General features: G+C 27.0%; 14 protein-coding genes and 2 pseudogenes. 9 read left to right on the plus strand and 7 right to left on the minus strand.

Annotation, left to right across the window (positions count from 1 at the left end; all coding sequences use genetic code 4):
* Positions 1 to 10 precede the first annotated feature (10 nt).
* The 5 genes and pseudogenes from P344_RS02460 (at position 11) to P344_RS02480 (ending at position 4,713) form a co-directional block, all read left to right on the plus strand.
* Positions 11 to 1,798 (plus strand): 1-deoxy-D-xylulose-5-phosphate synthase, encoded by a 1,788-nt coding sequence (locus P344_RS02460; RefSeq protein WP_025317317.1) that lies wholly within the window; start codon positions 11 to 13, stop codon positions 1,796 to 1,798.
* 72 nt (positions 1,799 to 1,870) lie between these two features.
* Entirely contained in the window at positions 1,871 to 2,968 is a 1,098-nt protein-coding gene (locus tag P344_RS02465) for an aminopeptidase P family protein (RefSeq protein WP_025317318.1), read from the plus strand.
* Between the two features lie 2 nt (positions 2,969 to 2,970).
* Positions 2,971 to 3,204 carry a hypothetical protein gene (locus P344_RS02470; RefSeq protein ID WP_025317319.1) on the plus strand — a complete coding sequence of 78 codons (234 nt, stop codon included), beginning with the start codon at positions 2,971 to 2,973 and terminating at the stop codon, positions 3,202 to 3,204.
* Positions 3,205 to 3,464: 260 nt separating this feature from the next.
* Positions 3,465 to 4,085, plus strand: a pseudogene (locus P344_RS07060) (B3/B4 domain-containing protein).
* Between the two features lie 298 nt (positions 4,086 to 4,383).
* On the plus strand, positions 4,384 to 4,713 hold the full coding sequence (locus tag P344_RS02480; RefSeq protein ID WP_025317320.1) for a hypothetical protein: 330 nt from the start codon (positions 4,384 to 4,386) through the stop codon (positions 4,711 to 4,713).
* 71 nt (positions 4,714 to 4,784) lie between these two features.
* Here P344_RS02480 and P344_RS02485 read toward each other — a convergent pair whose 3' ends face one another.
* On the minus strand, positions 4,785 to 5,078 hold the full coding sequence (locus P344_RS02485; RefSeq protein ID WP_025317321.1) for a hypothetical protein: 294 nt from the start codon (positions 5,076 to 5,078) through the stop codon (positions 4,785 to 4,787).
* A gap of 28 nt (positions 5,079 to 5,106) precedes the next feature.
* Positions 5,107 to 5,484: a hypothetical protein gene (locus tag P344_RS02490; RefSeq protein WP_025317322.1), complete on the minus strand. Its 378-nt coding sequence runs from the start codon at positions 5,482 to 5,484 to the stop codon at positions 5,107 to 5,109.
* A gap of 277 nt (positions 5,485 to 5,761) precedes the next feature.
* Between P344_RS02490 and P344_RS07850 the strand changes: the two genes are divergently transcribed.
* Entirely contained in the window at positions 5,762 to 5,893 is a 132-nt protein-coding gene (locus P344_RS07850; RefSeq protein ID WP_269078616.1) for a hypothetical protein, read from the plus strand.
* A gap of 422 nt (positions 5,894 to 6,315) precedes the next feature.
* On the opposite strand, the gene P344_RS06695 is transcribed toward P344_RS07850, so the two are convergent.
* The 4 genes and pseudogenes from P344_RS06695 to P344_RS08155 form a co-directional block, all read right to left on the minus strand.
* Complete coding sequence (locus P344_RS06695) at positions 6,316 to 6,864, minus strand: hypothetical protein (protein WP_148552298.1); 549 nt, start codon at positions 6,862 to 6,864, stop codon at positions 6,316 to 6,318.
* A 118-nt stretch (positions 6,865 to 6,982) separates the two neighbouring features.
* A complete protein-coding gene (locus tag P344_RS07855; protein WP_269078617.1) occupies positions 6,983 to 7,111 on the minus strand; it encodes a hypothetical protein in 129 nt (42 codons plus the stop codon).
* Between the two features lie 121 nt (positions 7,112 to 7,232).
* On the minus strand, positions 7,233 to 7,433 hold the full coding sequence (locus P344_RS02500; protein WP_025317324.1) for a hypothetical protein: 201 nt from the start codon (positions 7,431 to 7,433) through the stop codon (positions 7,233 to 7,235).
* Between the two features lie 344 nt (positions 7,434 to 7,777).
* Positions 7,778 to 8,772: pseudogene (locus P344_RS08155) on the minus strand (IS30 family transposase).
* A gap of 49 nt (positions 8,773 to 8,821) precedes the next feature.
* Here P344_RS08155 and P344_RS02510 point away from each other — a divergent pair.
* Positions 8,822 to 10,561, plus strand: a complete 1,740-nt coding sequence (locus P344_RS02510; RefSeq protein WP_025317326.1) for a hypothetical protein — start codon at positions 8,822 to 8,824, stop codon at positions 10,559 to 10,561.
* Positions 10,562 to 10,793: 232 nt separating this feature from the next.
* Here the strand turns inward: P344_RS02510 and P344_RS07430 are convergent, their stop codons facing one another.
* On the minus strand, positions 10,794 to 10,928 hold the full coding sequence (locus P344_RS07430) for a S1 RNA-binding domain-containing protein (RefSeq protein WP_236681420.1): 135 nt from the start codon (positions 10,926 to 10,928) through the stop codon (positions 10,794 to 10,796).
* A gap of 428 nt (positions 10,929 to 11,356) precedes the next feature.
* On the opposite strand from P344_RS07430, the gene P344_RS02520 reads away from it, so the two are divergent.
* Positions 11,357 to 12,316, plus strand: a complete 960-nt coding sequence (locus P344_RS02520) for a ribosome-inactivating family protein (RefSeq protein ID WP_025317327.1) — start codon at positions 11,357 to 11,359, stop codon at positions 12,314 to 12,316.
* A 4-nt stretch (positions 12,317 to 12,320) separates the two neighbouring features.
* The gene (locus P344_RS02525) at positions 12,321 to 12,665 is read left to right on the plus strand and encodes a lipoprotein (protein ID WP_025317328.1); all 345 of its coding nucleotides are present in this window, start codon (positions 12,321 to 12,323) and stop codon (positions 12,663 to 12,665) included.
* Position 12,666 lies beyond the last annotated feature (1 nt).

Raw genomic sequence — 12,666 nt, forward strand, 5'->3', positions numbered from 1 at the left:
TAAGAAGGAAATGAAATTAAAAGATTATCATAATCATTATGATTTGAAAACCTTGAACACCAAAGAACTATCAGAACTTGCTGAAGATTTACGAACCACCATTATTATGACTGTAAAGAAAAATGGTGGACACTTAGCAAGTAACTTAGGAACCGTTGAATTAACAATTAGTTTATTAAAATCTTTTGATATTGATAATAATGATTTAATTTTATTTGACACTGGTCACCAAACATATCCCTATAAAATTTTAACTGATCGCAAGGAGCAGTTTAGTACAATTCGTTTACCGGACGGACTAAGTGCTTTTCAATCCCCCCAGGAAAGTAAGTATGATTATCTTGCCAATGGTCATGCGGGAACTGCTCTTTCAACTGCAATTGCTTATAGTTATAATCCCAAGTACCAAAATATTGTTTGTATTATTGGGGATGCCGCATTTACCAATGGGTTAACTTTTGAAGCGTTAAACCATTTAGGAACAATTGCCAACAAAGTTATTATCATTTTAAATGATAACGAAATGAGTATTTCAAAAAACATTAGTATTTTACATACCACAATTAGTAAATTTCGTGCTAGTTGGTTTTATAAAATGATGGCAAAAGTTTCAAAAGTAACACGTTATATTCCGCCTTTTACCTTACTATATTTATGTCATTTATTAGTCGAAAAACTAATTCACCGGTTTGCGATTCCGGGTTTATTTGCTGGTTTTAATTTAGACTATATTGGGAAAATTAATGGTCATAACTTTCGCAAGTTAACGCGGGCTTTAAAAAATGCCAAAAAAATAAAGGGTAGTATCCTTGTCCATGTCAATACCAAAAAAGGGAAGGGCTACCAAGAAGAAAATCTGACTGGTTCAGAAAGTTGTCACTCTTATAGTTTAGTAACAAAACCAGAAAGTGAATGAAGTTATTATGTAGCGCAACATCTCCAAAAAGTTTTTCAAGATCAAAAATTTTACTTAATTTCAGCGGCAATGCAATCTTCTTTATATTTAGAAGAATTTATGAATGAAAATAAAGATTATTGTATTGATGTGGGGATTGCCGAAGAACACGGGGTTACTTTAGCGAGTGGGTTTGCTCTTGACCATCACAAAGTTGTTGTTAGTATGTATTCAACTTTTTTACAACGAGCCTATGATGAAATTTTACACGATGTTGTTCGCAACCACTTACCCGTAATCTTTTTAATTGATCGTGCCAGTTTAAGTTTGGCGGATGGGGTTAGTCACCACGGTATCTATGATATTAGTTTTTTAAATAGTATGGGGGGGATTGCAATCATTGCCCAACCAGCTAATAATGCAGATTTTAACCAAATGCTGCAGTTAGCATTAGCTAACAACCATGATCCATTTTTTATTCGTTATCCTAAAATGGGAATTACTTATAATACCAACCCTGCGGCTTTTAACATTGGGGAATGAGAATATTATTTATTTTTTCCAAGTGCGCAGTACCTTATTATCACTTATGGGAATAATGTTGAACATTTTAAAAAGTTAATTATGAGTAAACAACTATCAACAAAAGTTAACTTAGTTAATGCCCGCTTTATTAATCCAATTGATGAAAAGATGATACAAGAAATTATTGCCCACCAATATCACCAAATTATTATTTATGAGGATGTTATTAAACAAGGGGGGTTATTTAGTAATATTATTAGTGCCTTTCCTAATCTTGATTTAAGAAATATTAAACATTATGCTTATGAACATGGGTTATTAATTAAAAATCCGCTTAATCCCGAGGATGTTATCAAAGAAAATTTCGGAAATCTTTAACTATCTGGTTGCTTTATTTTATAATTAAGGTTTAATTAAGGTAATATAAATAAGAATAAAGGAGTAGGAACAATGCAAAAATTTATCAATATTAAATTAGATCGCAATGCAATTTTAAATAAGTATTTAACGCAGCATAATGTTGAAGCAATTTTATTTCATTCTCCCGTTAACCGTCTATGGTTTTCTAAATTTGCTTCATCAGAAGGATACTTATTATATACTAAAGATGAGTCAATTTTATTTTTAGATGGTCGCTACATCACCGCGGGAAAAGAACACGCAAAAAATGTGACGCGAGTTGAACTAATGGTGACCAATAATGCCAATGGTTTTTTTGGAACCCTAAGTGAAGTACTTAAAAAACGCCAGGTTAAGAACCTTGCTTTTGAAAGTGATTTTTTAGTTTATAGTTACTACCAAATGATTGATAAAGCGTTAGGAGATGTTACTTTAAAACCAGTTGATTTTACCGAATTACGAACAATTAAAGATAATGAGGAAGTTAACTTAATCAAAAAAGCTTGTGCAATTGGTGATACTGCCATTGCGAATGTTATTAAAAAAATTAAGGTCGGAATGACAGAACGGGAAATTGAACAAATTATTTTAAATACCTTTATTGAAATGGGGGCTGAACAACCTAGTTTTAAAACAATTGTTGCTTCGGGAATCCGCGGGGCGTTACCCCATGGGAAAGCTTCAGACAAAGTTATTAATAATAATGAATTAGTAACAATTGATTTTGGATGTATTTACCAAGGATATTGTTCAGATACTACCAGAACAATTGGGTTAGGACAACCAAGCGCGAAAATGTTAGAAATTTATGATGTTGTTTATCAAGCGCAAAAATTAGGGATTGCTGCTGTTAAACCAGGGGTAACTACAAAAGAAATAGATGATATTTGTCGTAATTATATTATAGAAAAGGGGTATGGGGAATATTTTACCCATTCAACAGGCCATGGGCTAGGAATTGAAGTTCATGAGTTTCCGCGGGTATCACCATTTTGTAATGTTCCGCTAAAACAAGGGATGGTAATTACCGTGGAACCAGGGATTTACATTCCTGACCTGGGGGGTGTGCGGATTGAAGATGATATTCTAGTTACTGAAGATGGTCATCAGCTCTTAACAGAGGCTAAGAGAGAATTAATTTTAGTCTAAAAATGAAAAAGTTCTTTATTAGTAAAGCCTTTTTATTAACAACTTTCCTTTTAACAATTGCTATTTTTATTATTGCGTTAATTTTACTAGGAATTGGGGGAAGTCAATTGTTATCTTTAACCGCTGATCCCAATTATGTTTTACAACAATGACATCATAATATTGTTTATGAAGTGAAGTTTTCGGGCCCCTTTACCTTATTAGCAACTGGTTTTCAAGAATTTTTTCATTTATAAATCAGTGAAACTGTTAATGGGGGGCATTGTCTTACCTTCTTATTATTAGTTATAAACTTTTAAAAGGTTTAAAAAATAAAAAACGAATTATTATTACTGGTTAATTTAAGAAAGATTTCCTTAATTTTTAATATTTTATTGGTAAAATGATTAGGATAACTTTTTGTACAAAGAATTAAAAGTTATATTAATAAAAATTTACAAATTCAAAAGGAGAATAATATATGAAGAAAATAATTATTAAAGATGATTTTTAAGCAATATTTCCAGCAGCTAAAATTGGGGTAGTAATTGCCCATAATATTAATAATCATATTCAAGATGCAACTCAGTACCAACCGTTTTTAAGTGCTGCCCAAGAAACTGCGCGCCCAATATATTAGCGCTGAAAAATTTACGGCTAATTCAGTAATTAAACATGACGGGAAGCTTACCAACAATTTAAAACTAAAAAGGGAGCTCGCTCATCAATTGAAGTCTTATTAAAACACGTTAAAAATAATAATGAAATTAGAACAATTAACTCGTTAGTTGATATTTATAATTCAGTTTCATTAAAATACGGGATGCCCTGTGGGGTGAAGATATTGCTAAAATTGTTTTGGGAGATGTTATTAACAAAAGCAACCGGAAATGAGGATTTTACTAACTTAGATTCTGAACAACAAGAACAATCTTACGAAGGGGAAATTGTTTATAAGGATAAGGATGAAGCGGGGGCAATTTGTCGGTGTCTAAATTGACGGGAAGCAACCCGCACTATGTTAACCGAACAAACAACAGATGCGGTGTTATGCATTGAATTTTTAGAATTTACTCGTGAAGAGGATTTTATGAATGCCTTACAAGAATTACAAATATTAATTACAACTAATTTATAAGGGAACTGTGAAATTAAAATTTTAGATCGTAATTATCCGGAAGCAATTATTGAAAATTAGCCTTTTAATTTAGTAATTATGATATTTTTTCTTACTACTAATAATTTACCAATAAAAATTACTAATTTTCTTAAATTAGTTGCTTTTTATTAAAATCCGCGATATACTAAAAAGAGTTCATTTTGATATTAGGCTTAATTTTACAATTATTTTTTACATAATAATCTTAAAATTTCCAGAACGATTTAAAAAATACTTTTTAAATATACTCATTATGAATGATTTTTAGGAGGAAAAGATGTACAACAATAACAGAAGTAATAACAACTTTCAAAGAAGAAACGATGATATAATCTCAAATGTTCAATTCCCAATTATGGGTGATAAAGGAACTAATTTTAAAACAGTTAACTCAAAAGATGGTGGGTCACACGACTTATTCGAATTCTGAGTTGAAGATAATGGTAATGAAGTGCACTGTATTGCGTGAGATGATGTGGCTAATAAATTAAAATCAGAATTTGATTTTGATAACTTTAAAAACATTATCATTACTTACAAAAAACGTTTAAATAAATTTACTGAAAAAACTGATTATAGTGTTCGTGAGTTTTCACTAGTTGCTTAAAATTATAAATTTAGTTTTTACAAAGGTTTAATTATGTTAACATAATTAAACCTTTTTTTCTTTCTTATTAATTAATAATCTTTTTTTAAATACGAATGCACTCCTAAAAATTCAGCTTGGTTAACAACTACTCCGTATTCTTGACGGGTTGCATCGGTGAAATAATATCAGGAGTTTAACTTCCCAGTAAAACAACTAAAGGTAATTAAGTTTGTACCATGGAAATCATTAGTTTTAATAGTATCTAATAAAAAATTAGTTTTAATATAGTGGTTAATGTTTAATAAAATTAAATAATTTTTATGATCTAAATAAATTTCTTTGTTATACTTACTAATGCGCCCATAATCACGAATAACAAACACAAAGCTTTTTATTTTGCCATTAAACCAGTTAGTTGTATTTAATTTCTAAATCAGTAATTGGTAATAACTCTTTTAATTTTCGTTCATCCTTAATTTTTTGCACAATGTGGTGATAATTATCAATTGATAAGGTTTTTAGTAATTCATTAAAATCTTTATTAGCAATTTTATTATTATAATTAAATAAAGTATGGGTTTTAAATTTTTTAATAAACCAAAATAACCTAAAGTTTACTGCCAAATAAATTAACAGCACAATTAAGAAAGCAGAAAGGACTAATGAGACAATTACTAATGTTAGTTTAATTATTAAAATATAACCACTTGCTAATTCTAACGTTTCTAAATAATAGCTAGCAACTTCACTGACAATAATTGGTAACCCAATATGTAAAATTAACTCCATTGTTTTTTAAATCATTGGATGCATTTCTGCTTTTTTATACATACTTAAATTCATATAAAATTCTCCTTATTAGTCTTTTATTGTTGCTTTTATTCTATCATATTTACCAACTTTATGAAAAATTAGTCATTTTAATATTCTAAAACTAATAATTATTTTATTGTGCTATTATTTTTTTTCGCTAAAATTAAATTAGCAACTTAAAAGAATGCGCAAAGTGCCTAAAATATTTATTTATTTTAGGTACTTTTTAAATTATCAAGGAGGTTAATTAATTATGTTTGAATGATTAAAACTTTTATGAAAAAAGGATACTTCAATTCCGGATGTAACTAACGAAATAGCCAGAATTAATGAGGCTAATTTTTATCAAGACTATTTAAAATTAAAATTAACACCTGAGGATTAAAAAACTTTTTTAGAGCTTTGCAATGATGCCAAAGACATTTGTACAACTGAAAATTACACGGCTTAGTTCCTAAATCAACCCATAATTTTCGAATTAATGAAAAACTAACTTGAAAACTAACCTTGCTTTTAAGCGATTGTCTTTTTCACCGCTGATTTGATTTTTATCATTTAATGTTATTGAAGTTTAAAAAAACAATGTCCCGAAATGCTAAGCTTTGTTACCAGGTGAAATTCTAATATTATGACGCCAGTTAATATTAGAGACAACTATATGGAAGTTGTGGCTTATGATCGTAATAAATTAAATTCGAATGTAATAAATTATGTTCGAATGGCACCCTTTGATATTTCAAATGATTAGTTAGTAAAGGAATTTTAGATGCTTAATTTTACAGAGAGTGATTTTTTAAAATTTTATGATTATAATTTAAATGTACAGTTAGGACCATCACCAGTTGATAATCCACCGTGTGCGGAAGTTTCTGAAGAAGAAGTTGAAAAAGTTGAGACTGCTACTGCTAAATTAAAAGAATGATGTAAGGAAGTAAAGAAACAAAATCAACAAAAATCCCAAATAATTCAGCAACAAATTAGGGAAGAGGAAGCACGACACCAATAATTAATTGATTCCTCTGATGAAAATACAAGATTATAATTATTTTTTATTGATAATTGTTGAAAATTGAATATTAAAAAAGAAACTAGTAGTTGTTGTAAAGCATTTAATTTCACAACTAAAATTTGCTTCATAAGAAAAATAAATTGCTTGCTAATCCTGCTCAATGATTGGAAAGAAATCATCAAAGTTTCACGGATCATTAAAAATTCATAAGTTGTTTTATATGAACGGGCAAATTGCCCAGCGATATCTTCATCGCTTGTTTCTTCTTGGTCTTGATCATCCGGACCATATTTATAAACACCATAATGGTATATTAATGGATCAATAAAATAAGGATTATTTTTCATCACAGAAGGGCAGATAAAATTTTTTAAGATGTTAAAGAGTTTTGTTTGAATTTGCTGGGCACTCGGATTATTAGTTTTTCATTCGGCTGTTCATATTTAACAATAATTAGGGTTATTTTTAAAATATTGGATTAATATATTTTCAGTCATTTAAATTAGTAAAACTATATTCTTTATCACTACCGTTACTAGTAATGCTAACGGTTGGTTTAATTTGCTCAATAAAAGAAGTTAAATCAACGGCCACTCCTGCGATATTAATATTTTGAAAATCATAATTATAAAAGATTTAATTATATAAAAGGGTGCGTAAACTTCTAACGGCTGTTGTTCTTAAACTACGATTTTAGTTTTGTTCAAAAGCATTATTAAAAGCAACTTGTTTTAGTAAACTTAGTTAAGGCTTCTTTTTTTTGGTCATAGCCGTTAATCTCCGAATGAATTACTACCGTCTCATGAGGGTTTTCATCTTCACCATTATTATTATCATCCGGATCAATTGGTGGGGGTGTTGGTTTGTGACTAGTTGTTGAATTAGCAGTATTTTTACAAGCACTTAGGGATGTCAAATCACCAACTAAAATAGTTAAAGAATAACTTAATTAATCATCGCATATGTTTCCACCATTCCTTTAATTAATTATACGTTATTTTTTGTAAACTATCAATTTGCCAAGTTAACTAAGACAAAGAAAGATACCACATTAATTTTTAAACATTTAAAAGATTTATTTTTAACAATGTAAATTGTAAATTCAAATGCCACACTTTATTTAATTTAATTATAATACAACAAAATAAGTATTCAATATAATTTTATTTTTAAAATTATGATTTTTTTATCTAAATTTATGAAATTTGACACACTAAAAAATAATTTATTAAATTATTTAAGTAATTCAATAAAAAATTATTAAATATGTGATGATAAATTTAAAAATAATTGTTGCGAACTTAACCACTGTAAACAATGCCTTGGTTTATTGTTAATAACATCAATAACTCAATCTATTTCTTGTTGACTAATATTATTAAAATCTGTTTCTTTAGGAAATCAATGTCTAATATCTCTATTAATTCTTTCAACTAATGGTTTTTGAGTTGGAGTTCCAGCATCACAAAAATAAACATTAGTACAAGCAATTTTTTCTATTTCTTTTCAGTTACTAAATTCTTTGCCTTGATCTGTAATAATTCCTTTAATATTTATGGTTTTGAAAATCTTATTATTTAAAATTTTTTTTATTGCTTTTGTAACTTCTACGATTGAATTTTCTTTTAATTTTTTACAGAAAGTTTTTTTTGCTTAATTCTTCTGTTAAAACTAAACAACTAGATTGATGGTCTTTTCCAACTACTGTATCCATTTGAAATCAACCAAATTCATATTTATCATGTTTTGATTGCTCAATAGTTTTAAAATTTCTTATTTTTCCACGGCTATCTTTTCTATTTTTTGTTTTAAATCTTTTATTATGAAAATACAAATTTTCTTTTGATAAATTTAAAAGGCCAGAATAAATATATTTATATAAAGTTTTAACACATATAGGAAATTTACTGCCAAATTCTTTTTCATAGTTTTTACAAATTTGCTCTGGTGTATCATGGTACTTATTAAATCTTTTGTCTAATCATCTTAGTTTTTCATCTGAAAATATAATGTGTTTAATACATTTTTTTCTCTTTTTTCAATAGTCATCCTCTGCTAATTTAGGATCATAGTTGTTATTTTTTAACCTTTTTATTTCTCGTTTAATTTTATAACGAACGGCTTTTATGCAATATTCTTGCTATTTCAGATATATTAGGTTGATCATTCCTTCTTTTTAATGAATCAAGTTCTAATAAATCTTTTAACATTACTCTTTCTTTAAAAGTAAAATGATGAAAAATTTTTAATTTCATATTTATAAATTCCTTTCATTTTTAATTGCGTTAAAAAATGGAGGTTATTATGAATCAATTTAGCAATATTAATAACAAAAAACGAATTACTAGTTATGAACATTTAAATAAAAAATATGATTTGAATTTTAGTGACTATAATTTTGGTTTTGATTGAGAAGTATTTAAAGATTTTGTTGGTGATAGTTATGCGCGATATTTTACCACGAATTGTTTTTTTAAGTTTGTATCTGCGGGTCGTGGCACTAATAAAACATGAAATCATCTAGCTGAAAAATTATTTTTTGCTTGTAATTTTGCTGATGCTTCATCTAATATTTTACGAAGATATGCCAACACCCACGAAGATACTACATTTGGCGATACAATTAATGTCTGTAATTATCTATATGATAAATATGGTATTGATATCGGACCCGACAACGAAAATGGAATTGTGTGACCGAAAAATGTTAAAGAAGGTGGAGAGATTATTTTTCCTAGTGGTGTTCGTATTGCTTTTGTTGGCTATGCTAATGGTAATAAAATTATGGGTAAAGTTGGAAAAGGTAGTGGCATTATATCGGCATGAACAGATGAAATGATTCATGCGGAAGAAAAAGAAATCTTAACTGATAAAAAATTAGATAAAAGATATAATAATTTAAGAGTTTCAATGTTTCATTCAAAAAGTTTAAAAGTGTCTTACGTAAAATACACAGACGATAATAATAACGAACAATATAATTTAGACAATCCTATCCCAGTTAAAGAATTATCTTGGACATTTCAAGAATGAGATAATATAGCAAAACAATACATAACAGTAACAACATATTTTCATAAAACATATTCTAATCAATTTACTTTTAATTCTTTTGATAAATATCATGTTTTTTATGAAAAATTCGTAACGCCATATTTACCGTTAAATAAAAGAATTAAAACTATTTTAAAAGAACACAATCAAGTATATTCAGAAAACAAACAAGCATTTAATGGTTTAGGTGTTTTTAATTTACGATTAACAATGGGGACTGTTTGAAATAAAATACCTGATATTACTAAAAAACTTGTTTTAACAAATAAAGAAGAACGACCTGATTTATTTGAACTTGAATACTATGGTTTTGAATATAATGACAATGATCCCAGTATTTATGTTTTGCGAAATTATCGTAAATATACTAAAGAGTATAACTTACAAGATTTTTACAATTCCAATACAAAACAGTATCAATTTGATAGTTATTCAATTGGTGTTGATTATGCTAATGGTAGTGAAGATCATACCGTATTTTTATTTAGTGGTTATAAAATTAATGAAAATAATGAATATGATAAATATTTAATTGAAGAAAATGTTGTTACACCAAAAAACGTAATGAATTTAAATGAAATAGTTGAACATTACGGACAATGAATAATTAATACATTTGATAAATTTGATGGTTTTGAGTATGCGACATTTCATTATGATATAAATGCCCACGACTTTATGCAAAAATTACAAGAAGATATTTGCCCTTATTTGGGATATAAAATTAAAATGTTTAAAGCCAAAAAACATCAGACATCCCTTAATAAAGAAGCGGGAATAATTAACCGTGTAACATGAATAAGAAAAATGTTTGTGCAAGGCAAAATATATGGCATATTAGATAACTTCCCATTTTTTTTAGATAAGTGCATTAGTGAACTAAGATTTAGTGATACCAAAACAAACACACCCGATAGTAAAATGTACCATGACCCATATGATGCTTTATTTTATGGTTCTTATCCGTATCGTTTTAAAATGGGAATATAAAAAAGGTTTTAAAAACCTTCTAAAATTTATAAATTTTATTTACTTTTTATTTATTAAATAATTAGTATTTAATGTTTTTTCTAAACTAGGTGATTTTTCTTGTATTTCATTACATCATCATTTTTCAATAGTTCAGGATGACAATTTTTATAACTTAATTTAAGATGTTTTCTAATTTTATTAAAATCTAACACCTCAACTTCAATTTTATCACCAACAGTGAAAAAAATCTTTAATATCTCTTTACATAATAATCTGAAATCTCACTAACATGAATTAAACCATCAGCCTTTTCTGCTCTACAAAAAGCACCATAAGGTGTAATGTTTGTTATTTTAACATTAACTTTATTTCCTTTTTTATACATAAAATTAAATATACTTCCTTTTTTTAAATGCTTTAATTATATCATTAAGACTATAAAAATCATTTGCAGAATTGGGTGAGCGGTTGATTTTCTTAAATTTTTGTGATAAAATAATTAATAGTTAAAAAAAGTTTTGAGGTTCTTTCAAACAAATTTGGAAACCTTTATAAAATTCTTCGCTTAACTCTTATAATTTTTCCCAAATACTTTGAAAATACCGGAAAAAAATTTTTTTAAACTTTAAGGCATTTTTCACAAACTTATGAAAATCACCGCGAGCCCAGAATTAGTACACAATAATCACAATAATAATCATATCAAATAGTTTCCTTTCTAAAATAAATTTAAAAATGCTTGACTTGCATATATATAATGTTAATAGATCTTGATAAAAAGTTTCAAGATGAAAGAAAGGAAATTTATACAAAATGAAAAAATTACTAAGTTTATTAAGTATATTAACAATTAGTGCAACTGCTGTTCCAACAACAATTGCGGCCAGTCCTTATCAAAAAGAAGAAAATAATTCAGAAAATTTAATTAGAAATAAAAGACAAAATAATACTTTTCCAATTTTTAATTTAAAACTTAGTTGAGATTCTAAGAGATATTTTGTTTCTTTATGTAATAATGTTCTTACTGCTATGCTAGAAAATAATATTATTAGTTCGGTAACAGAAAGTACACCAGAATTAAACTGTAATAATCCAAATATGTATATAATTAATTCAAATTATCAATTTAATTATTTTATTATAAAAATATCAGTGCCAGATGATAATGGGCATTGAAAATTAATTGATTTAGTTTTTAGAAGTAATGATTTTTATTTATCTGGCTTTATCTATAGATCTAATAATGTAGATATATTTTATCATTTTTCTGATGTTCAAATTGAAAGAAATGAAAATGGACAAACAGAATTTGATAATATGATATCTGGGCGCAATAATTTAGAATATTATAATTTAAGATTTAATTCAAATTATACAACTCTTATTGGAGATTCTAATCCAACAATTACTTGACCAGGAATAGTACAAGCATTTAATGATTTAGTAAATTATGCAAATAGACCTAATTATCAAGGAAATATTGCAGTAATTAGAGGTGCATTAGCTCGTGTTATTTTAGCAACAGCAGAAAGTATAAGATTTAGAGAAGTAAGAAATAATCTTTCTCAAAGCAATAATACTACCTTTTATTGAAGAACAAATTTTCTTGATACTATAACTAATTGAAATAGAATTTCAGAAAATGCAGTAAATTATTTAGAACAAAACAATAATCTTGCTGAATTTAATCAAAGAAATATAATTTTAGTATTAATTGGATTGTATTTTAGTCGTGTACAAAATTGAAAAAATCATCATGATGAATTAAAATAAATAAATGAAAAAAATATTAAGTATTTTAGGAACAATCACTTTAATTGGAACAAGTACTACAAGTTTAGTTTCTTGTAATACACCGCAATATACTGAAAAAGAATTAGCAGATTTAAAAGAACAAAATAAAATAAATACAAAAGATGGTATTTTAGAATGAATAGCACCCCAAGAAAAACCATTTAATCAAGTTGATAATAAGTATTATTTTGTTGTTGTTGGTTTTTTAAAACAATTAAATAGTATAATATTTTATTATCCAGCGATAAAAGAACAAATTAGTATTAATAATTTACAAATATTTAATAAAAATAATGAAAAGTTATTATTAATTACATTAGAAATATAAA

The sequence above is a fragment of the Spiroplasma mirum ATCC 29335 genome (assembly GCF_000565195.1).
GTDB lineage: Bacteria > Bacillota_I > Bacilli_A > Mycoplasmatales > Mycoplasmataceae > Spiroplasma > Spiroplasma mirum.